This window comes from Clostridium fungisolvens (genome assembly GCF_014193895.1).
GTDB classification, from domain to species: domain Bacteria; phylum Bacillota; class Clostridia; order Clostridiales; family Clostridiaceae; genus Clostridium_AR; species Clostridium_AR fungisolvens.
Genome location: NZ_BLZR01000001.1, coordinates 1497034 through 1519739 on the forward strand (window position 1 = coordinate 1497034; position 22706 = coordinate 1519739).

Below are 22706 nucleotides of genomic sequence, written 5' to 3' on the forward strand. Positions count from 1 at the left end.
AAAAATATAAACTCAATTGAATTATAATTTCATTACAGATATAATAAAGCAGGTGGACGATATTGTTTACCTGCTTTATTATATAACCATTAAAGAACTAATGACTATGGAATATATTTTTGATAAAATTAAATTAAACCATAGATAAAATTAAGAGGTGTATGGTCGAATGAATGAAAATAACGCTACAAAGAAAAAAACATCTATTATAAAAAAAATAATTTTTTTATATACCTTTATTTTTACCATGTCTGTAGCAATATCAGTATCTATAATTTCAATTAATAAGTCGCAAAAGAATACTCAAGTAATGACTAATAAAGAAAGCATACCTAGCCAGAATAGTACGAAAAACATTTCTATAAACAATGGAAGTGATACAAATGATATTAAACAAAACGAAGATTCTAGTGATGACGGAAAGGTTAAGCTAACAAATGAATTAGTGAATAAAATATCATCAGAAGATTACAGACTTCTTTTGGTAAATAAAGATTATCCTTTAGATGATACATATAAACCAGATAACTTGGTGATTCCCAAGGTGAAAATGATGGGTTCTGTTGCAAATGAAAATAGAAAGTTGAAAAAAGAAGCTGCGGAAGCTTTAGAGAATTTATTTAGTGATGCAAAGAAGGAAAAAATTAATTTAACATTTGTATCAGGTTATAGAAGCTTTGAAAGTCAAGCCAGTGTTTATGAAAGAAAAGTGAAAAGTGACGGCGCTACAGCAGCTAGTAAATATGTTGCTAAACAAGGTTCAAGTGAACATCAGACGGGGCTTGCCGTGGATATAAATTCTTCACCTTACTATGATTTAGCTGAAGATTTTGAAAAAACTAAAGAGGGAAAATGGATAGCAGAAAATGCTTTTAAATATGGATTTGTTATTAGATATCTAAAAGGTAAGAGTGACATAACTGGATATAATTATGAACCATGGCATTTGAGATATGTTGGGCAAGAGAATGCTAAATATATGTATGAAAATAATTTGTGTCTTGAAGAATATGTAGAGAAACTTGCGGCAGAAAAAAGAAATTAAGTCATTAACAGCTGGAGGAATAAATAATGAAAGAAAATAAAGAAAAGAAGAGAAATCTTTTCAATAAAATAAGTTTAAATTTATTTAATTTTATTTTTGCAAACATTATTATTGGATTAGTTATTGCTATACCAATGGTCTTTTATGGTCCATTTAAAAACATAAAGGAGTTAGTAGTAACTTCTGCAATGACTACACTTAATCATCAATATTTAGCCACCTTATTCTTAAATCAAACAGAGATACAGAGTATTATGGCAAGCAATACAATTGATGATAGTAAGAATTCAAATTTGAATGAGATTAGGGTTAATAATTCTGTAACCGATGATAATCAAGGTGACAAAGGAATAGAAGTGAAAGAGATAAAAGGAAATTCTTTTAATGGACAGTTGTTAATAGTAAATGATGCAAAGAGAATTCAGCTTGGACTTACTGATAATCTTGGACGTTTTGGAATGAAACTTGACGATATAGTGAAAAAAGAAAATGCAGTAGCTGGAATAAATGCAGGTGGATTTCAAGACGAAAATGGACAAGGTAACGGTGGAGTTCCAACTGGGTTAGTGGTTAAGGATGGAAAGATTGTTTTTGATGATAAATTAGAGGAGAAAGTATCTCTTATTGGATTCAATAAAGATGGTATTATGGTTATTGGTAAGTATAGTAGAAGTGATATAACAAGATTAAATATTAAGGATGCAGTTTCATTTAGCCCTTTTTTAGTAATTAATGGAGAGGGCGTTATTAAAAGTGGAAATGGTGGTTGGGGAATTGCTCCGAGAACAGCCATTGGACAAAGAAAAGATGGAACCGTACTAATGCTAGTTATAGATGGTAGACAAATTGGAAGTTTAGGGGCAACTCTGAAGGATGTACAAAATATAATGCTTGAGAATGGTGCTTATAATGCTGCAAACTTAGATGGAGGCTCTTCCACAACCATGGTGGTTGACGGTAAGATAATTAATAATCCTTCTAGTAAAGATGGGGTTAGATTTATTCCAACTTCATTCATCATCAAATAGGGGGAGATTTTTATGGCTAAATATATAAAGAATTTAGGTTTATATTTTATAATAGCAGTTATTCTTCAAGTTGGAGTTTTGTATTACGTTAATAATTTTTACTTAAGTGGCTTTAGTAGCAATAACGAAGATAAGTCAGCTGTAGCGGTAAATAATACAAATGCAACAAGTTCAAAATCTAATGATAAAAACGACAGTTCCGTTTCTGGAAAGGATGAAGCTGATACTACTATTAAATTTGAAGTTCCTGAAGAGTCTACTGAAATAGAACTTTCAAAGGAAAATGACAAGGTTGCATATATTAAAGATTCCGTTCTTCAGATAGCAGGAAAAACAGAAAATAATACTGTGGATCTTCAAGATCTTAAACTTGTGAAATATCAGTGGTTAGATGAAGGTAATTTGGTTATTGCAGCCTCAAAAGATAACAGTACAAAGGTATCTTTTTATAAATACAATATATCAACTAAGGAAAAAGAGCTTTTGGCTTCAATTCAGCTTAAAGACAAAAAGTCTTCAATTGATAGTATAATTAGCTCTCCACTTAAAGATTTGATATTTGTTAAAGTGGCTTTAAGTAATGGCGGTAGTGAATTATATAAATTGAATGTAAGAAATGAATTTGAAAAAATAGCGTTAAGAGAAAGTAAAATTCAAGATGTTTACTTAATTCCACATGAAGATAAATTAATATATAATTCATCTTTAAGTAGTAATGTATATGTTACATATTTGGAGCAAAAGTTATCTTTAACACAAAAAGGATTTACTAGAATACTTGGAGTAGATAAATCAGAAAATGTATATGTAGGGATAGTGAATGATGGTAATATAAGTAAGATATATTACGGTTCAATAAGCGAAAAAACTTCTACATGGAAACAAATATCTTTAAATAATATTGAGAAAACAGAAGATTTAATAGTTGTAGAAAATTCTATCTATAAGCTTAACAGTGCGGAAAATAAATTAGAAGATCTAAATGGGACAACTAGTATTAGCTTTAAAGGTAAGTTCTTAAAGATTTGTAATGGAAAAGTTTTAAGTATGGAAAATGGAAATGTATATATAAATTAACAACATGTTATAAAATACACCACCTGATAATGAGTTATTGGGTGGTGTATTCATCATTGTAATCAAAATATAGATAGACCAGTTCAAAATAAAATCTACCTAATAAATATGAAGTAGTTTATCTATAGTAGAAAAGTTTAAACATTGAAGTGACCTATACATATGTGCTATAATTGCAAAATGTAATAGTATTTTGATCCGATTGAAACTTAATATAAAAAATTGTGTACAGTAGAATTTCATATAAAAAGCAGCTGTTTTAGAAATTTTAAGAATAGGAGAAAAGTATGAGAGACAAAATATTAGAATTAATTTTAATTATTCCTGCAATACTAATAGGGTTTACTTTTCATGAATATGCTCATGCAAAGGTTGCAGACATGCTTGGAGATAAGACGCCAAGATTTCAGGGGAGACTTACTCTTAACCCTTTAGCACACATAGATCCGATAGGATTTATCATGATATTAATAATGAAGTTTGGGTGGGCTAAGCCTGTACAAATAAATAGAAGAGCTTTTAAAAATGGCTATAAAGATGATTTGAAGGTAACAATAGCTGGACCATTAGCAAATTTGTTAATAGCTATCATATTTTCAGTTATATTTGGATTAGCCTATAAGTTTTATTTTATAAATAACTATACTGATATAACAAATATAATAGTTCAAATATTAAATTTAATAATCATTATAAATGTAAACTTATTTGTATTTAACCTATTACCTTTACCTGGACTTGATGGTTTTGGAATCCTTCAAGATTTATTTCCTTCAGCTTTCGGTAGAATAGCAGATTCTTTATATAGGTATCAATTTATAATATTTGCTTTGATAGCTTTTGGCGGAGCAAGGTTCTTAGATAAACCAACTGGAATTATATTAGATCTTTGCTCGAAAATAGTTACAGGTATTATTTCATAATCATTTAGGAGGAAAATATGAGACTTAGGAAAAAATGGTGGGCAAGACCAGAATTAGAAGAGGCGAAAAATGTTGTTACGAATCCATCTGAATTTAAAGGAAGATGGAGTGAAGCATTTGGTGATAGTAATCCAGTGCATTTAGAATTAGGATGTGGTAGAGGTAAGTTTATAAGTGAAAAAGCTGCTGCAAATCCTGGTATAAATCATGTTGCTATAGATTTAAAGGATGAAGTGTTAATATACGCACTTAGAAAGGTAAATGAAGCTGAGGTTCCAAATGTAAGGCTTATACCTATGAATATATCGTTTATTGGAGATGTATTTGATAAAGACGAAATAAGTAAGATTTATATAAACTTTTGCAATCCATGGCCTAAAGAAAGGCATAAGAAGAGAAGACTTACGCATACAAGCTTTTTAAAGATATATAAAACTTTTCTTAAGCCCAATAGTGAGATTTGGTTTAAAACAGATGATGTTGGGCTTTTTGAAGAATCACAAGAATACTTTAAAGAGAGTGGTTTTACACTAGAATACCTAACCTATGATTTGCATAATGACGAGTTCAAAGAAAATATAATGACTGAATACGAAGCAAAGTTTACTTCTTTAGGGATGAAGACAATGTTTTTAATTGCAAGGCTTAATTCTTAAGATGTTGGAGACTATCATATTTAAAATATATGGTAGTCTCTATTTTTATTCTTTAGGAATTCATATCACAATCATATCTATGGATAATTATGTGAACGGACTTAAGACATAATATAAGTTAAAGAATAAAAAAGAAGAATATGTAGCCTGCCAGATTTTCCTCATATACATTCAAGTTGTTAGTAAATGTTTATATAGGTTCCGTTACGGAAACTTAGATTATACATGTTCGAAAATCATGCACCTATACCCTGTAGACATGTATAAATTAATAATTGAAGTTGGACCTCTATGTATGATACATAAAAAGTGTAAGAAAAATTAATAATATAATAAAATAAGTAAATACATTATATAAATAACAACAAATAAGATGAATTACTGATGAAGCTTGGATTATAAGTTTTTACATAATGGCAAATAAAGTTTAAAGTGTGGTTTTATAGAATGGTGAATAAATTAAGCTAAGATCAATAATAAGTTTGGTATTTATATAAGTTATATAAGTTATATAAAGGAGTGATAAATGTGAGTGAAAATTTAACAAGAACCATAGTAGGGGTTGTTAAAGATAGTAATGATGAAATAGAAGCGTATAAGCTTGATAGTGGAGAAATAGTAGAGAAAGAACAAGCAATTAGCCTAGCTAAAGAAGGAAAAATAAGTGGAGTGCAGGTCTCGACTTCTCGTAAAGGAGAAAAGTATCTTAGAAGTTATCCTGATGGCACAAAAAATAATAACTTAGATAATTTACCTGAAATTGAATAATAATGATTTAAAATGCCCACAAAGTTTATGAATGAATAAGAAAACTTTGTGGGCATTTATATAGGTCTTACAAGAACCTAAAAAGTATTTTTAAAATATTAAAACAAAACAATTACTTGTTTTGTTTTAATACAATCAATTTTCTTTTATATATTTCGTAAAATTTATTTCCGGATCTCATTGCTTGGCCAATTTCTAAGATAAGTTCAGATTCTGATTTCAAAAGTAGTGTGATGGCATCATCATTAATTGTCACATCAAAATCATTTACGGCACCTTCTAAGCTTCTATCAAGGCCCTCAGCAATTCTGAGTAGTATTCCAATACTTTCTACAGCTTCTATATCCAATCTATTGATGATACTTGTGAATTTTATAAAAGGAAGCTGATAATTATTGTTTCTGTGCATAGATGCAACTAATGAACTCATTAAAATCTCCCTATGTGAAAGACCGCTTATGGCAGAATTAAGTATAATATAAAACGAATGTATATGATGGTCGTAATACCTTATGCTAATACCACAATCATGAAGCAGGGAAGATGTCTTTATTATATTGTTGTATTCGTCACCGAGCTTGTGAATTGGTTTTAACTCTTCAAAAAGTTTTTTTGTAATGCTGTAGACCTTTTGGGCATGTTTTTTATTTATATTAAGAGTTTCAATTATGCCTTCAATACTATAGTCAAGTATGTCATTCCAAGCAGTTTTGTAGTTATTATTAAGATATTCCTGAACTATACCCTCTCTAAGACCTCGTCCACAAATTTTGATGTTTTTTATTGAAAGTAAATCTACCAATTGATTTAAAAGAATAAGCCCGCCAAATATTACATCGGCTCTGTCAACAGATAAGCCTTCTACCTTACTTCGTCCTTTTAGGTTTTTGCATTTTAAGAGATTATATATCTGACAGATATCATAATCATCAAATGAATAATTATGTAATGTTCCTATAGGATATCTTTTTGTATGCTTTTGTATTTTGGCAATATTCCTTATAGTGCCTCCAATTCCTATTATACTTTCAAACTCTGTTTCAAAAAGCCAAGGTATATTTTTAATAGTATCTTGTACAAATTTATTTGCTGCTAAAGTGTTATTATAAGTAATTACATCGGTAAGCTCATAGTCATTTGAAATGTTTATACAACCCAAAGGTATAGTTATTTTTTTTATTATCTCATTATTTCTTATCCAAGCTAAATGTGTGTGATTACCACTTATATCTACCATTAGAGCATTATTATAGTACAGACTATTTTTTATACTTAAATGATTATAATATATTTCTTCATCAAAGTTTAAAATTCTTATATCTAACGATAAATCCTTTTTTATTTTATCTCTAAGAATCTTTTTGTTAGTAGCACATCTTAATGCTTCTGTTGCAACTAAGATTATCTCAGAAGCACCTGATTCGATGCATAGAGATTTAAAAGCTTTTAATGTTGCTAAAGTCTTTTCAATCTTCTCTACTGAAATAGATGAGGTTTTAGAAATATCTTCTCCAAGTCTTATAGTTTCTTTTATTTCATCAATTATCTTAAAGTATCCTGTATCTTCAACTTGTGCAAGCATCACTCGTACTGAATTAGAGCCAAGGTCAATTACCCCAAATCTTTTCATAGACAAATCTCCTTATTGTAACATATAATAAAATAGTATATAAAAAACTAAAAGTTTTCAACTGCTTTTGAATTATTATTATGAAATATTATTTTTAAACTATTTTCAAAAATAAACGAGTTTTAAGTGGAGATTTTTGAAATAAAAATTCTATATTGACAAAAAAAAATTTTTTTGGATATAATATAAATAATTAAATAATTAAAATCTAAGAAAAGAAGAGTACTTTATTTGAGTCTTAAAGCGAACAGGGGATGGTGTAAGCCCTGTAAGATAAGATTAAAGGAAGAGAGCCTTGGAGATGCTGCTTGAAAATAAAAGTAGGGCATGCCGCAATATGCGTTAAATATATGAGTGGGTTTTTAAAAACCAATAGAAGTGGTACCGCGGATATAAGTTCGTCTCTAAAAAAAAGAGATGAGCTTTTTTTATTCTTTATGAAACTATAAAATTTTCAGATTAGTTAAAACCAGGACTTCAATGTTTTTGAAAGCTTTTAAGGGTTTACAGTAAGAAAGTTCAATTTATGATACTGAAAGTTTTATCCCCATAGGGTAGAAAAGTAGACGAGCAAATTGTGGTAGTTGAATACGAAATAAAATCAACGGCTATTGGCCTTAGGATTTTTATATAACACATACAGGAGGAGATACTATGGATTACAAAAAACTTACAGCTGAAAGATTAAAAGAGCATTTAGAAATAGATGTAAATACATTAGAAGGATTAATTGAAGTACCACCAAGACCTGAGATGGGGGATTTTGCGTTTCCATGTTTTCAGTTAGCTAAGACTTTAAAGAAAGCTCCAAATATAATTGCAGCAGAACTAAAGGATAAGATAAATGCAGAAGGATATGAGAAGATAGAGAACTTAGGACCATATGTAAACTTCTTTGTAGACAAAGGAACTTTTACAAAAAATACTGTAAGCAAGATATTGGAGGAAAAAGAGTGTTATGGTTCATCAACAATAGGTGATAGTCAAAATATAATAGTGGAATACTCATCACCAAATATTGCAAAGCCATTCCACGTTGGCCATCTTTCTACTACAGTAATAGGTAATTCTTTATACAAAATGTTTTCTTTCGAGGGATATGATGTTGAAAGAATAAACCATTTAGGCGATTGGGGAACACAATTCGGAAAACTTATATCTGCTTATAAGAAATGGGTTGATGAAGAGGCATTAGAGAAACATCCAATTGCAGAGCTATTAAGAATATATGTAAAATTCCACGATGAAGCAGAGAAGGATCCATCATTAGAAGATGAAGGAAGAATGTACTTTAAAAAGCTTGAAGATGGTGATAGTGAAGCAGTTGCTCTTTGGGAGAGATTTAGAAACCTATCGTTGAAAGAGTTTAATAAAATATATGAAATTTTAAATGTAGATTTTGACTCTTGGGCTGGAGAAAGTTTCTATAATGATAAAATGGATAGCATAGTAAAAGAACTTGAAGAAAAAGGTTTATTAGTTGAAAGCAACGGAGCTAAGGTTGTTATGTTAGATGAGTATAACATGCCTCCTTGTATTGTATTAAAGTCAGATGGAGCATCTATATACGCAACTAGAGACCTTGCGGCTGCAATGTATAGAAAGAAAACTTATGATTTCTCAAAGGCTATATATGTAGTAGGAAAGGACCAATCGCTACATTTTAATCAAGTATTTAAGGTGTTAGAACTAGCAGGTCATGATTGGGCTAAAAATTGTGTGCATGTACCATTTGGTATAGTGAGATTTGCAGAGAAAAAATTATCTACTAGAAAAGGTGATGTAATACTTTTAGATGAATTATTGTCAGAAGCTGTTTCAAAGACTTTGGAAGTAATAAATGAGAAAAACCCAACGCTAGAGGATAAAGAAGTAGTAGCTCAAAAAGTAGGTATAGGCGCAGTTGTATTTACTTATTTAAGAAATAGTAGAGAAAGAGATATAGTGTTTGATTGGAAAGAGATTCTTAACTTTGAAGGTGAAACAGGTCCTTATGTTCAATATACTTATGCAAGAGCTAAGAGTATATTAAGAAAAGTAGGAGAGGTAACTGAAGAAAGTGATTTCTCAAAGCTACAGTCAAAGGAAGAATTTGAACTTGTAAAAACTTTAGATGGATTCCAAAATAGTATATTATATGCAATTGAAAAACTTGAGCCATCAGTTGTAACTAGATATGTAATTGATGTGGCAAAAGCTTTCAATAAGTTCTATAACGCACATTCTGTTGCAAATGTGGATGATGTGAAATTAAAGAGTGCAAGAATAAAACTAGTAGAAGCAACCTGCCAGGTAATAAAAAATGGCCTAGGATTGATAGGCATAGAAACAGTTGAGAAGATGTAGAGATGGAGCTTGTAACAACTCAAAGTGTATTGAATGTTAATAGAGATTTGTATAATAAATATGATTTCAACAATATAGCTTTTATTGATATAGAGGCAACTGGCTTTGATAAAATAAATAATAAGGTTTTTGCTGTTTCAGTAGGTAAGTTTAAAGATCAAACATTTGCAAATGACATTCTATTTTGTGAGCACAATGAAGAGAAACAGTTATTAGAAAAGTTTTTGAAATTAATCAAAGGCAAAACCATATGGTGTACATTCAATGGGTTGGCATTCGATGAACCGTTTATATTTCAAAGACTTTTGATTAACGGATTTAAAACTCCGATTATAGATAAGCACATAGATTTCTATAGGGAGATATCTCCCTATAGAAATTCATTGAATTTAGATGGATATTCATTGAAAGACATGGAAAAGTATCTAGGTATTCAAAGAGAAGATAGCTTCAATGGAAAGGAATGCAGAGATGCATATTTTGAATATTTAAGTACTGGAGATGAAGCTATAAAAAATAAGATAATTCTTCATAATCAAGAAGATGTATCGAATCTACCTCTATTGTTTCTAATTCTGCAGGATATAGACGAAAGAGGCTTAAAAAGAGATGATATGCTTTCAAAGAATCAGAAGCAATATATTAAGTACTTGATCAGAAAAAAGGGAATATCTTTTGACAAGTCTGTATTGTTAAATATGCCTAAGAAAGTAGCATCAAGAATAATTTATGAGTTAATACAAAATAAAGTAAATACAAATAAGATAGAAGAGATTCTAGAAAATAGAAAAAGTGAGCATCTATGATGCTCACTTTTTTACTGTAATTGTGCTGATCTTTGACTCATATTTTGGACAATGGGTTGCTGAACAACTGCTGTTGCTGCTGCAATTACATTCTCCTTTAGCTGAACTTTTTACATTCTTAAATAATATAAAACCAGCTAATGCTACAATTATAAGAGTTATTAGTATTTCCATATAAACACCTTCTTTAAAATATTAATTTACCGATAGTAAATACTACAAATGCTCCTACCCAAGCAAGTACAAATTGATAACTTGCTGAGAAAACTGCCATTTTTGTACCATATTCTTTTTTCATAGTACCTAAAGCTGTAACACATGAAGTGTAAAGTAATACGAATACCATAAATCCTAATGCACTTACTGTAGTAAAAGTTGAAGCTATCGCTGCATCTAAGTTACCGCCGTATATAACAGTCATAGTAGAAACTACAGTCTCTTTGGCTAAAATACCAGTTAATAGTGAAACTGAAGCTTGCCAGTTTCCAAAGCCTAAAGGTGCAAAGATTGGGGCTAAGAAATTACCTATATTAAATAAGAAACTTTGGTTTATATCATTAACTTTACCTGAGAAGTTAAAGCTTTGTAAAAGCCATATTAAAACTGTCATTGCAAATATGATCGTTCCAGCCTTTGCTAAGAAGCCTTTACCTTTGTCCCAAGTGTTTTTCATAACTGTTCTAAATTCAGGGATTTTATATTCTGGTAATTCAATTATAAAAGGTTCTTCATCTTTTTTGAATAAAGTATTTTTAAACAGCATACCAACAAGGAATGCTACTACGATACCTAGGAAATATAAACCGCCTACAACTAGTCCTGCTTTTGATCCAAAGAAAAGTGGAGCAAATACTGCATATATTGGTAGTCTTGCATTACAACTCATAAGTGGTATCAATAAAGCTGTAAGTTTTCTGTCTTTTTCGCTTTCAAGTGTTCTTGCTGACATTATTGCAGGAACGTTACATCCAAATCCCATAAGCATTGGAATGAATGCTTTACCCGAAAGTCCAGCCTTTCTCATAAGGCTATCCATTATGAATGCTGATCTTGCCATATATCCGCTATCTTCTAACGCTGAAACACATAAAAATAATGCCATAATTATAGGTAAGAATGTCATTATTCCACCAACACCAGCAACTATTCCATCAACGATTAATGATTGGAACCAAGGTGCTGTTCCTGACAACAGATTTGATAAGAAAGGAATTATATTATTATTTAAAATTCCATCCAATAAATCTGCAAGGGGTTGACCTACCCAAGCGAAAGTAAATTGAAACATAAATATCATAATTGCGATAAAAATTGGATATGCTAAAAATGGATTAAGTACTATTCTATCTATTTTATCAGTAAAAGAAAGATTTCCTCTTCCGTTCTTCATTCTTGAAGAATCAATAATTCCGTCTATAAAAGTATAAGCATCTTTTTCAGAATTGAAATAATAGTCATTATCATCTATAGTTAGGGGTAATTCATTGTTGACTAACATATTTTTTACATGATCAATACCTTTTTTCTTAGAAGCAACCATTGGAATGACCTTAACCTTAAGTTTTTCTTCTAAGGCTTTATAGTCTATTTTAAAACCTTTCTTTTCAGCAACATCAACCATATTTAGTAAGACAACTATTGGTTTTTTAAATTGTTTAAGTTGAAGTGTCAAATATAGATTTCTATCTAAGTTTGAAGCGTCAACTATATTGATTATTAAATCAACATTTTCATTTTCTAAAAAAGATTTTGATACTTTTTCTTCATTTGAAAATGTGTCCATGGCATAAATTCCAGGTAAATCTACAATTTTTATGTTATTAAGCTTACCTTCTTTTTTTTCCACTGTTACACCAGGCCAGTTTCCTACGTATTGATTTGAGCCAGTAAGTGCATTGAAAAGAGTAGTTTTACCCACATTTGGGTTTCCTAATAGTGCTACTGTAGTCATCAATAATCCTCCTTTTAAACATTAATTACTTCTTTAATAGTATGTTTTTTGCATCATTTTTTCTTATTGCTATGTTAAAACCTCTTAAATTTATTATTAGTGGATCGCCTAAAGGAGCTATTCTCTTAAGAGTTACTTCAGTCCCTTCAATACAACCTAGCGCTAGTAATCTTTTAACTAATTTATCATCATCACCAGAAATCTTGTCCACAACACCAACTTGACCTGGTCTTAAATCGTAAACGCACATTCTTTCCACCTCACATTGAAAATCATTCTCAAGAAAATAATACCACCCTGTTAATAAAAAGTCAAGGTAATACATGAAATAATAATATTTTTAAAATAAAGAATATTGAGAAAATAGTTTGTTGCTACAATTAAATCGGCGAATAAGATAATAATATATGTAGTAGAAATAAAGGATAAAGAAAGCGATTGTTTATAAATAAGGATTATTGATAAAGAATGATTGTTAAAATATAAACATAACTTTACTTTGCCATAAGTTTCAATATATAATAGAATGCAAAATTATGCAAAATACTAATAATTGAACAATAATACACAGGAGGGATAATATGAAGAGGATAGCAGCGTTTTTTGATATTGACGGAACACTATATAGAGAAGGTTTAATAACAGAAATGTTCAAGAAAATGATAAAATATGAAATAATAGAGTCAGAAAAATGGTATAATGAAGTTAGGCCTGAATTTTTGAAATGGGATAAAAGACAGGGGGACTATGATGGTTACTTACTCAAGATGATTGATATATATCTTGAAGCAATAAAAGGTCTCTACAAACATCAAATAGAATTTATTGCAAAAAAGGTAATTGAGCAGAAAGGTGAAAGACTATATACATTTTCAAGAGATAGAATTAAGTGGCACAAGGAACAAGGACATATGCTTATAACTATTTCAGGTAGTCCAGAAGAATTGGTTAAAGAAATGTCTTTAAAACACGGATTTGATGATTATGAAGGTGCAAAATATTTGTTGGATAGTAAAGGAAGATATACTGGAGATGTGATGCCTATGTGGGATCATAAAAGCAAAATGGACGCTATAAACTGTTTTGTAAATAAATATGATATAGATCTAGATAATAGTTTTGCCTATGGTGACACTGCAGGAGATTTCACAATGTTGAGCCTTGTAAAAAATCCGTATTGCATAAATCCTACAAGAGAATTGCTAAATAAAATACAGAATGATAAGGAGGTTAAAGAGAAAATAAATATAATAGTTGAAAGAAAAGATCTTATATATAGTTTAAAACCTGACAGATTTGAAATTCTATAAGGAAAGAGTGATAAAGTGATAATAAAGGAGCGAGATGTACCCGTAGGGGAAATTGATGATAGTTTCATCATCAAAGTCAATGATGAAGAGTATGATTGCTCTAAATCAATTTTCTTTGATTTAGAGCACTATGTTTATAAGAAACCTAAATGTGTTGGTGTTTTTGGTGCCTGCATATATGATAAGGAAAAAGCAGAGCTTTTAGTTACTCAATATATGATTGAAAATAAGTATGAAATTAGAGATATACTTATTTTAGCTCAAAAGTATTTTATAAAGGCTTACGAAGAAGGGAAAAGATACATAGTTACTTTTTCTGGAAATAATGATTTTACTGTGATTAATTATCTATTTAATCAATATGGAGTTGAGTTTAAGTTTGATGATTATTTTGTTTCGGTAGATCTTCAAAAAGAGTATGAAAAGCTCATAAAAATGGGAATAGGTCTTAAAGCCTTAGAAAAGAAGTTTGATATAGTTAGGGAAGGAGAGCTGATGAGTGGTTCAAACCTAGCTAAAACCTTCCACAAGGTTATAAAGGACAAAGATTATATACTGAGAATGCCAAAGGAAAAGGTTGATAAAATATTACAATATAATGAGCAAGACGTGGTCAATCTCTTTCATATATGTATGAATTGGAACAAATACATAAAAGTTGATGAGGGAGATAATAACAGCACCTGTATTAATGAATAATACAGGTGCTGTTATTTTATATTATGTTTTATTTTACGTTAATGTTATTTCCATCGGAAGTAATTACTATTGTACCAGATAGATCAGTTCTATATACTTTTACTTTTGCATCCTCAAGAGTTTTTAGAGTTTCTTTGTGGGGATGACCGTAATCATTACCCTTTCCACATGATATTACAGCTACTGAAGGAGAAACCTTAGAAAGAAAATCCTTTCCAGTAGAACTACTGCTGCCATGATGACCTACCTTTAGAACATCTGCTTTAATATCATATTTCTTTTGAAGGACTTCGGTTTCTTCTAATTTTTCAGCATCTCCAGTGAAAAGAAAAGAATTCTTTCCATAAGTAACTTTGATAATTGGCGAATAGTTATTAAGATCATCGTATTTTGAGCTGTTTGGGGAGAAAACTTCTACCTTTGTATTTTCTCCTAAATCTATATCGCCTCCCATTCCAGGTTTTAGAACATTAATATTCATGTTTTTGTCTTTTAAAGCAAGCAACATATTTTGAAAAGTCTTAGTTGTATTTGTGACTTTAGGTGCATAAAACTTACCGATATCATAAGTCTTTATAATATTAGTCATACCACCAATATGATCTTCATGTGGATGAGTGGCTACAACATAATCTAATCTTTTGATATTTATTTTCTTTAAGTAAGACAATAACTTATCCTCATTTTCTTTAGGACCAGCATCTATAAGGAAATTTTTTTCCTTAGTCTGGATTAAAATTGAATCGCCTTGCCCTACATCTATATAATGAACTACAAGCTTTCCTGAGATCGAAGTATTGGGAGTATTTGAAGTTATAGTATCCTTTTTTAAATTAGAACATCCGACTATAAAAAGGGACAGTAATAGAATTAGTATAAGAGGTAATTTAAATAGTTTTTTCATGATAATCCTTTCAATTAAAAAGTTAATATAGTGTGTTGTGCATAAATATATATTATAATAAAAGCAACCACAACAAAAATAGTGTATTATCAAGTTAGCTAAATGTAAAGGTAAATTACTGAAATCTTGCTTTAAATAATTCATCCAAGTATAATAATATATGCAAGATATAACAAAAAAGTTTGAGGTGTAATATAGTGAAAATTTATTTTTTGATGATTTGGTATGGTTTGTACATGATTTTAGAATTCTTTAGAGGTGGAGTTATATTTGTTCTTAAGAAAGTTGGAGGAGAAAAAGCCGCAGATAGATATGTAAGAAATAAGTATGTAGCATGGGCGAAGTTTAGTATCAATATATTAAATCATAAAGTTGATTCGGTGGGAGTGGAAAATATCCCAGAAGGACCATGCGTATTTGTAATGAACCATCAGAGTTTATTCGACATTCCAGCTTTGGTATTAAATGCAGATAGACTAATAGGGTTTATTGCTAAGAAGGAATTACTAAAGGTTCCTATATTAGGACAATGGCTTAAGGCTGTACATAGTGTACCTATTGATAGAGAAAATGTAAGAGAAGCTATAAATGTCATAAACAAAGGTGTTGAAAATCTTCAAAATGGGTATTCAATGGCTATTTTCCCAGAGGGAACAAGAGCAAAAGATGGTAAGCTTAAGGAGTTTAAAAAAGGAAGCTTGAAGCTTGCTACAAAAGCTAATGTTCCAATTGTACCTGTAACAATAGATGGGTCATATAAAGGATTTGAGGAAAATAATAAATTTAAGAGTACTAATATCACGATAATATTTGATGAGCCAATATATCCAGATAAACTTACTAAAGAAGAGCAAAGAGAACTTGCAACAATTATACATGATAAAATAGAAGCGAATTTAAAAAAGATAAGACTAGAGGCTTAAAATACAGGCACTGAATAGATTTATGGGTTTAATTAACAATCTATTCAGTGTTTTTTTCTTATTATAAAAGCAAATATTATAATGGTGGGATTTTGATTGGAAATTGAAAGTATTTTTAATAAAAAGCTATTTGCAATTAATAAAATTTCAAAAATCAATTTAGAAACACGTTAAAATACTACTAAATAATAACATCTTAAGTGTAAAATGAATATTCTAATATGAAAGAAAATGAAAAAAGGTGTTGGTTAAATTGCATAAGTTGTGGTATAATCGAGATAAGGTTTATATATTTATTATGAATATGCAATTTATAAAAAAAAATCATGCATGAGGGGGCCGAAAATGCGTAAAGAATTTTCAATGAGCAATGATAAGGTAACAATTAATTTTACAGAGAAATATTGCAGTAATTATGAAAGCTTATTGCAAAGCTATGGATTTAAGAGAGTGCTAGATACGTTTTTAAAGAAAGCTAAGGTGAGAAACTCCCATAGTTATAAATTACTTGCACAAAAATTGGGGACTACAGACACAAGAGAAATCAGAAAAGCTCTAGTAAGAACATTTCAATTATTAACTATAATGAGTGCGGATGAAATAATATCTTACAATGAAGATGTTGAAAAAATAATTGAAGATAGAGAAGGCTTTTTTGCTATAATTGAAGACATCTATTCTTTCTGGAGAAGATTAGAGAGATATACTATTATTCATAATAATAGAATCAGGGATGGAATTGCATCAGTTAGCTTTTTAGATGCTAATTCTCAATTTTCAATGCTTATATTGAATTTTTATAGAACTATAGAAAAAAATGTAATCGGAACTATGCCAAATATATTTAGACAACTACCTGCAGGTGGAAACGCATGTATTCTTATAAATAATCCTATATGGACAGTGCCAGAGGAATATAAGGTTTTAGAAGAGGTTCCATTTATTGAAACAATAGCGTTAGAAACTCCATTTATAACATATCCTAAGAAAAATACAAGAGATGGTATGTTTGCTGAAGTTTACGAAAATCCTTTAGTTAATGGGAAGATAGATAAAGATAATTGGTTCTGTTATCCAGCAAAAATTGGAGAACTTTTAGCTTTTGTTTACTTCCACAGAGATTTCATGGAGCACGGTATAACTCTAAGTAACCTATTTGAGCTTGCAAGAGAAGATGAATATAAAGGAAGAAAACCTGATATTGTATATACTTTTGGTGTGGAAGAAGATACTGAAGAGCTTAAAACAGTTTTCTACGAAGATAAAAAGAATGATATAATGTATGGTTATGTTAACCATAATGAAAATATAGATTATTTTGGATATATGAAAAAGATGTGTTTAACTTTACACAATCTTATAATGATAAAAAGAGGATATTTGCCTATACATGGTGCAATGGTAAATATAGTTCTTAAGAATGGCAAGAACGCTAATGTTGTAATAATAGGTGATAGTGGAGCAGGTAAGTCAGAAAGCTTAGAAGCATTCAGAGCCTTAAGTGAAGATCACGTAAGTGAAATGACTGTAGTTTTTGATGATATGGGGTCATTTAAGCTAAAAGATGAAGGTATTTATGGATACGGAACTGAAGTAGGTGCTTTTGTTAGACTTGACGATTTAGATCAAGGATATGCATTTAAAGAGATTGATAGAAGTATATTTATGAATCCTGACAAGATAAATGCAAGACTTGTTATGCCGGTTTCAACTTATAAAGAGATTATAAAAGGCTATAAAGTAGATATTTTACTTTATGCCAACAATTATGAAAGAGTTGAGCAAGGCGGAAATGCAATTGAGTTATTTGAGTCTCCTGCAAAAGCTATCGATGTATTTAAGGCTGGAGCAAGAATGGCCAAAGGCACAACTACTGAAACAGGATTGGTTACATCATATTTCGCGAACCCATTTGGGCCAGCACAAAAGCAAGCTGAAACTGATATACTAATCGATCAATACTTTAACAGAAGTTTTGAAGATGGTATAAAGGTTGGACAAATAAAGACTTGTTTAGCAGTGTCAGGGCTTGAAAAAAATGGACCTAAGACTGCAGCACTTGAATTGTTTGAGCTTATAAAATCACTTTAATTTTAAAGTGCAGAAATAAAGGTATACCAGTATTAATACTGATATACCTTTATTTTATTAAATCTTTTAATGATGAAATTTTTTCTTTTAATTCCGTTATGATAGAATCAAAATAGGTTGATTTCATATTAGGGAAAGCTTTTATAAGACGTTTATGATTAAAATTAATTTTTGAGAGGTTTTTATTGTAACTGTCAATCAAATCTTTAAATCCCTCTTCCATATCTTGAGCAGTTCCAATTGCTTTTTCTTTAGTTACAGATATTATATATGAATATCTTCTTTTTAATTCTCCACTTATAAATGTTAATTTAGATAGAATTATATTAAGTTGGATTAATGAACTAATTGTTAATATCAAGTCGATTATAAAGTAGCTAATAAGAACGTAAAAAATATAAATACCTATATTTAAAGGTAAGATATTTACAAAGATAAAGAAAATAGGATGAATTATTTTTACAATTGCAACTGCAGCAACTCCCCAGGCTAATGAAAAATGAAGACAGATTCTGCCATGTAAGTTAAATGGGTCTTCGGTATAGTCCCACCATTTGGATTTAAATATCTTTTCTAATAGGTATCCGGTAACATACTCTATTATTGATGTTAATAATGTAGATAATATATATAATGCAATTAAGTTATCTTTATAATGATCAAGAAAAACAATAATTGATACAAATCCTAGTCCGTATATTGGACAGAAAGGACCATATAAAAAACCTCTGTTTACAAAGTAGCCTCTATTTGTATAAGCATAAGCAACCTCGATACACCAACCTAAAAAAGAGTAAATAGCAAAGAAAAAAACTATTTCATACACTGAAAATCCATTTAGTATTTGTATAAGCATAATTCACCTCCATTTGAAAATTTTAGACATTTACTATTTATTATATACTAAAATTATAAATATTGATTTAATAAAATGTAAATATTATATAGTACATAAGAAAGTAGGGACAATATTATAAGAATTATGCATCTTAAGAAGTATTAAAATATTTATTTAAGTACTCTATTTTGTAGTGTAAAGTACTGTGTGAAGATTAGAAGGGATATATTAGCACTGTAGAAAAGTCGATATGTTTTCCAGTTATTAGACTTACAATAATTATTTAATAACCTATTGCTATATTAAATTTGATTGTTAGTTTGGATGGTGTTTAAGGCAGGTACATTTTAGTACATATTTATGCATAATAAATCCCCTTATAAAATAAGGGGATTTATTATTAATTATTCACAGTTATTATTAGTATTATTTGTGCTAGTGTATCTATCTTTTGCAAAAAATGAAATAGCATAAAGTCCAGCAATACCAACAAGGGCATAAATAACTCTACTTATAGCTGTCATATTACCAAATAGAGCAGCTACTAAATCAAATTGGAAGAAGCCAATTAGCCCCCAGTTTATTGCACCAATTATAACTAAAACTAGCGCTATTATATCTAGAGTTTTCATTTAAATCACTCCTTTACTTACTTTTCTCTTATATTTTTTCCGAAAAAAAATAAATTATGTAGTAATAAAAAAGAAGTTTAATGGAAAATAAAAAGCTTTAATAGCGCATGCGTTTTAAGGCTGTTACGTATACTTATCCATAGATCTAATTGAATCATAATTTTCTAAACAATGAAAAAAAGAGCTAATTAGCTCTTTAAAGTTGTATGTTACGATCTATAGGTTGTGATAATGATATAAATGTGTCTGTTCTTTCAATTCCTGTAACTGTATTTATTTTATTCATTAATATATCCTGAAGGTCAGAAATACTCTTACAAATTACTTTTGCAAATACAGAATAGTTTCCTGTAATAAGGTGAAGTTCAACGACTTCTTTAATTTTAGATAATTCATCAAATACCGAAGAAAAAGATGATGTCTTATCTACATAAATACCTACATAGCAACAAACGTCATAACCCAGTTTTGGAAGATTTAAAAGAATCCTTGTCCCAGTTATTATTCCTAGGTCTTCCATCTTCTTCATTCTAACGTGAATAGTTCCACCACTAACATGACACATTCTTGCTATTTCTAAATAAGGAGTTCTACAATCTTTAATTAAAATATCTAATATTTGTAAATCTAATTCATCCAAATTAACATTTTGCATAAGCAAAAATTCACCTCTTCTATGTTTTATATCCTATTATTGTAAGTATCTATATACTCAATTTATATTTTATCAAAAAAAGTATTTTAATTCTACTAAAAAGTTAAAATAATACTGTACTATTTTTTATAATCATCATTTTCTTCATAATTAATGTAAAATAATTGCATAATCTTGATTATAGAAGAAATTGATGTAAATATTAATTTAATAATTAAGTTTTTAATAAAGAAGATTTGAATACATAATATATATGAAACATGTACAAGTTAAACTTATTCTATTGAAAATGTTTAGATTTTCGTCTAATATAGATTATAGGGTGTTAATTTTGCTAGATTAGAGGAGTGGTAGTATGGAACTTGCAAAAAGTATTGGATTTCTTTTGTTATTTGCAGTAGTAGTTTTAGCTATATTTAATTTTTTGAAGATATTTGTTTTAAGTAAAATAAATATCAATAAGTGGATAGTTTTGGGTATTGCAATTGTAGCATTTCTTTTACCTATTGTATTAAGAATACAAAGTACTATAGCAAGTACAGTGTCTTCAGGCTTATTTGTAATATTATTATTATGGTTCATGGAGATACACCAAGGTACTTCAAAGAAAAAACAAGAAAACAAAGTTACTATAAGACCTAAAGCTAAACCTAATAGGGTTAAGAATATGAATAAAGATAAAAAATAAAAAAACTCCATCAGGAGTTTTTTATTTTTATAAATATAGGAGAACTGATAGCTTCTCTATTATTTTTTTGAATTAGCTTAATTACGTACCATCTCTCTCTCTCAGAAGCAGGAAACGAAATTGAGTATTTTAAATTATGAAGAGAGATTTCTTTTAGAGTCTTAAGTATCCTACCTCCTGAGGTTATTATTTGAACTTCTTCGATAATGTTAACTCTATCTTCAGCGTGAATATAGAAGTGTAACTTGTTATTTTTTTCAGTAATAAGTTCTTCGCCCATAAAGGAACTATTGATTGTAAAGTAGAATTTTAATGTTCTAGATTCACTTGAAAAACATCTTCTATTTCTGAGGGAACTTATTATAGAAGTTTTATCTAATTTGTTCACTAATACTCCTGTAAGATTTTCAGTGTCACCAAAGTTCAATTGGTGATTATCCTGAGCATTTACTGCCCCGAGCATCCAACCTTTATCAAGCATTGAGAAATATCTTTTTGAATATCTATGATATTTATTTGGATAGGAGCCATTTCCTACTTCTATTGTATTAATAAACTTATTTAAAAAAGGGCTAAAAGGTATCTGTTCTACGATACTTCCAGGATGATTAATTGATATATAAGAATTTCCATTGGCAATCATCCAGAGCATTAAATTGTTAAAGTTTCTAATAACTCCTGAAAAGCATGATGATGAATTAACTATATTTAGGTGGCCCCAAGGGTTAGAACTTGCCTCAAAACCAACTATTCCAACGAAGTCTTCGTTTTTTTTATTAAATCTATCCAATGTTCTCTTTAATTCATCCCATTTTGAGTTATGCTCTTTATGTGAATTACTTGAGAAATAGCGATTATGATCAGTTATTATCAAAAAGTCTAGCCTATTCTTTTTTGCGTATTCTAATGCTTCTAAGGCTGAACATTTTCCTGTTGATATATTAGTGTGGCAGTGAGGTATTCCATATAATATTTTAATATTTTTTGGATCAAATTTTTGTAAATCCTCTGATCTATGTTTCTTATGTTTACTCAAATTATGACTCCTATAAATTGCTTTATTATATAATATTATTATTTCTTGTTTTTATTAACCTCTAATTACATATAAATAATAAATTTTATTAGAAATCACAAATATATTTTTTTATTTAAATTAAATTTAGTTTTATAAAATATGGCTATAAAACATTTACTATGGTAAAATAATAGTCATGCATAGGAGGCGATATAAAATGGAGTATTCATTTGATAAAGTTTATCCAAAAGTACACGATGAAGCTTTTATTGCAGATAATGTAGATATAATAGGTAAAGTAGATATACATAAGGACGTAAGTGTTTGGTTTGGCACAGTTATACGAGGAGATATTAATAGTATAAGTATAGATGAGAGGTCAAATATTCAAGATAATAGTACTGTGCATGTGGATACTAATAATCCAGTGGTAATTGGAAAAAATGTTACTATAGGTCATAATTCAATTATACATGGTTGCACCATAGGTAATAATGTTTTGATTGGAATGGGGTCAATAGTACTAAATGGAGCAACTATTGGAGAAAATACAATAATAGGGGCAGGTAGCATAGTAACAGAAAATAAAAATATACCTTCAGGTGTCCTATGTTTTGGTTCTCCTGCGAAAGTTATAAGGGAGCTTTCACAAGAGGAAATTAGGAATATAGGTGCGTCTGCTGAGAGATATATAAAACTTTCAAAAAAATATAAGTAA

Annotated in this window: 23 protein-coding genes and 1 other annotated feature; of the genes, 14 read left to right on the forward strand and 9 right to left on the reverse strand. The window is 29.4% G+C overall.

What is annotated here, in order from left to right; genetic code table 11:
- Positions 1 to 169: 169 nt before the first annotated feature.
- The 6 genes from bsdtw1_RS06105 to bsdtw1_RS06130 all read left to right on the forward strand — a co-directional run bounded on the left by bsdtw1_RS06105 (position 170) and on the right by bsdtw1_RS06130 (position 5497).
- On the forward strand, positions 170 to 1045 hold the full coding sequence (locus bsdtw1_RS06105) for a M15 family metallopeptidase (RefSeq protein ID WP_183276716.1): 876 nt from the start codon (positions 170 to 172) through the stop codon (positions 1043 to 1045).
- 26 nt (positions 1046 to 1071) lie between these two features.
- Positions 1072 to 2073: a phosphodiester glycosidase family protein gene (locus bsdtw1_RS06110; protein WP_183276717.1), complete on the forward strand. Its 1002-nt coding sequence runs from the start codon at positions 1072 to 1074 to the stop codon at positions 2071 to 2073.
- Between the two features lie 12 nt (positions 2074 to 2085).
- A complete protein-coding gene (locus bsdtw1_RS06115) occupies positions 2086 to 3150 on the forward strand; it encodes a hypothetical protein (protein ID WP_183276718.1) in 1065 nt (354 codons plus the stop codon).
- Positions 3151 to 3437: 287 nt separating this feature from the next.
- Positions 3438 to 4073 carry a site-2 protease family protein gene (locus bsdtw1_RS06120; RefSeq protein WP_183276719.1) on the forward strand — a complete coding sequence of 212 codons (636 nt, stop codon included), beginning with the start codon at positions 3438 to 3440 and terminating at the stop codon, positions 4071 to 4073.
- A 17-nt stretch (positions 4074 to 4090) separates the two neighbouring features.
- Positions 4091 to 4729, forward strand: a complete 639-nt coding sequence (gene trmB / locus bsdtw1_RS06125; protein WP_183276720.1) for a tRNA (guanosine(46)-N7)-methyltransferase TrmB — start codon at positions 4091 to 4093, stop codon at positions 4727 to 4729.
- Between the two features lie 528 nt (positions 4730 to 5257).
- On the forward strand, positions 5258 to 5497 hold the full coding sequence (locus bsdtw1_RS06130) for a DUF3892 domain-containing protein (RefSeq protein WP_244638110.1): 240 nt from the start codon (positions 5258 to 5260) through the stop codon (positions 5495 to 5497).
- 112 nt (positions 5498 to 5609) lie between these two features.
- Here the strand turns inward: bsdtw1_RS06130 and bsdtw1_RS06135 are convergent, their stop codons facing one another.
- Complete coding sequence (locus bsdtw1_RS06135; RefSeq protein WP_183276721.1) at positions 5610 to 7127, reverse strand: Ppx/GppA phosphatase family protein; 1518 nt, start codon at positions 7125 to 7127, stop codon at positions 5610 to 5612.
- Positions 7128 to 7328: 201 nt separating this feature from the next.
- Positions 7329 to 7536: a binding site (T-box leader), on the forward strand.
- 245 nt (positions 7537 to 7781) lie between these two features.
- On the opposite strand from bsdtw1_RS06135, the gene argS reads away from it, so the two are divergent.
- Both argS and bsdtw1_RS06145 read left to right on the forward strand, forming a co-directional pair.
- Positions 7782 to 9473 (forward strand): arginine--tRNA ligase, encoded by a 1692-nt coding sequence (argS, locus tag bsdtw1_RS06140; protein ID WP_183276722.1) that lies wholly within the window; start codon positions 7782 to 7784, stop codon positions 9471 to 9473.
- A 2-nt stretch (positions 9474 to 9475) separates the two neighbouring features.
- Positions 9476 to 10279, forward strand: a complete 804-nt coding sequence (locus tag bsdtw1_RS06145; protein WP_183276723.1) for a ribonuclease H-like domain-containing protein — start codon at positions 9476 to 9478, stop codon at positions 10277 to 10279.
- Between the two features lie 3 nt (positions 10280 to 10282).
- On the opposite strand, the gene bsdtw1_RS06150 is transcribed toward bsdtw1_RS06145, so the two are convergent.
- The 3 genes from bsdtw1_RS06150 to bsdtw1_RS06160 are packed head-to-tail and all read right to left on the reverse strand — an operon-like array spanning position 10283 to position 12480.
- Positions 10283 to 10453: a FeoB-associated Cys-rich membrane protein gene (locus bsdtw1_RS06150; RefSeq protein WP_183276724.1), complete on the reverse strand. Its 171-nt coding sequence runs from the start codon at positions 10451 to 10453 to the stop codon at positions 10283 to 10285.
- Positions 10454 to 10466: 13 nt separating this feature from the next.
- Positions 10467 to 12230, reverse strand: coding sequence for a ferrous iron transport protein B (feoB, locus tag bsdtw1_RS06155; RefSeq protein ID WP_183276725.1), 1764 nt, complete (start codon positions 12228 to 12230; stop codon positions 10467 to 10469).
- Positions 12231 to 12255: 25 nt separating this feature from the next.
- A complete protein-coding gene (locus tag bsdtw1_RS06160; protein ID WP_183276726.1) occupies positions 12256 to 12480 on the reverse strand; it encodes a FeoA family protein in 225 nt (74 codons plus the stop codon).
- A gap of 331 nt (positions 12481 to 12811) precedes the next feature.
- On the opposite strand from bsdtw1_RS06160, the gene bsdtw1_RS06165 reads away from it, so the two are divergent.
- Positions 12812 to 13540, forward strand: a complete 729-nt coding sequence (locus bsdtw1_RS06165; protein WP_183276727.1) for an HAD-IB family hydrolase — start codon at positions 12812 to 12814, stop codon at positions 13538 to 13540.
- A 15-nt stretch (positions 13541 to 13555) separates the two neighbouring features.
- Positions 13556 to 14239 carry a ribonuclease H-like domain-containing protein gene (locus bsdtw1_RS06170; protein WP_183276728.1) on the forward strand — a complete coding sequence of 228 codons (684 nt, stop codon included), beginning with the start codon at positions 13556 to 13558 and terminating at the stop codon, positions 14237 to 14239.
- A 28-nt stretch (positions 14240 to 14267) separates the two neighbouring features.
- Here bsdtw1_RS06170 and bsdtw1_RS06175 read toward each other — a convergent pair whose 3' ends face one another.
- Positions 14268 to 15143, reverse strand: coding sequence for a ComEC/Rec2 family competence protein (locus bsdtw1_RS06175; RefSeq protein ID WP_183276729.1), 876 nt, complete (start codon positions 15141 to 15143; stop codon positions 14268 to 14270).
- Between the two features lie 197 nt (positions 15144 to 15340).
- On the opposite strand from bsdtw1_RS06175, the gene bsdtw1_RS06180 reads away from it, so the two are divergent.
- On the forward strand, positions 15341 to 16066 hold the full coding sequence (locus bsdtw1_RS06180; protein ID WP_183276730.1) for a lysophospholipid acyltransferase family protein: 726 nt from the start codon (positions 15341 to 15343) through the stop codon (positions 16064 to 16066).
- Positions 16067 to 16411: 345 nt separating this feature from the next.
- The gene (locus tag bsdtw1_RS06185) at positions 16412 to 18157 is read left to right on the forward strand and encodes a phosphoenolpyruvate carboxykinase (ATP) (RefSeq protein ID WP_183276731.1); all 1746 of its coding nucleotides are present in this window, start codon (positions 16412 to 16414) and stop codon (positions 18155 to 18157) included.
- Between the two features lie 49 nt (positions 18158 to 18206).
- On the opposite strand, the gene bsdtw1_RS06190 is transcribed toward bsdtw1_RS06185, so the two are convergent.
- From bsdtw1_RS06190 to bsdtw1_RS06200, 3 genes are all read right to left on the reverse strand, one after another.
- Positions 18207 to 19013, reverse strand: a complete 807-nt coding sequence (locus bsdtw1_RS06190; RefSeq protein WP_244638111.1) for a putative ABC transporter permease — start codon at positions 19011 to 19013, stop codon at positions 18207 to 18209.
- 386 nt (positions 19014 to 19399) lie between these two features.
- Complete coding sequence (locus bsdtw1_RS06195) at positions 19400 to 19627, reverse strand: DUF378 domain-containing protein (protein WP_183276732.1); 228 nt, start codon at positions 19625 to 19627, stop codon at positions 19400 to 19402.
- Positions 19628 to 19823: 196 nt separating this feature from the next.
- Positions 19824 to 20282, reverse strand: a complete 459-nt coding sequence (locus tag bsdtw1_RS06200; RefSeq protein WP_183276733.1) for an Lrp/AsnC ligand binding domain-containing protein — start codon at positions 20280 to 20282, stop codon at positions 19824 to 19826.
- Positions 20283 to 20637: 355 nt separating this feature from the next.
- On the opposite strand from bsdtw1_RS06200, the gene bsdtw1_RS06205 reads away from it, so the two are divergent.
- Entirely contained in the window at positions 20638 to 20970 is a 333-nt protein-coding gene (locus tag bsdtw1_RS06205; RefSeq protein WP_183276734.1) for a hypothetical protein, read from the forward strand.
- 10 nt (positions 20971 to 20980) lie between these two features.
- Here bsdtw1_RS06205 and bsdtw1_RS06210 read toward each other — a convergent pair whose 3' ends face one another.
- Positions 20981 to 22006: a CehA/McbA family metallohydrolase gene (locus bsdtw1_RS06210; protein WP_183276735.1), complete on the reverse strand. Its 1026-nt coding sequence runs from the start codon at positions 22004 to 22006 to the stop codon at positions 20981 to 20983.
- Between the two features lie 199 nt (positions 22007 to 22205).
- Here bsdtw1_RS06210 and bsdtw1_RS06215 point away from each other — a divergent pair, with 199 nt between their 5' ends.
- Positions 22206 to 22706 (forward strand): gamma carbonic anhydrase family protein, encoded by a 501-nt coding sequence (locus tag bsdtw1_RS06215; protein WP_183276736.1) that lies wholly within the window; start codon positions 22206 to 22208, stop codon positions 22704 to 22706.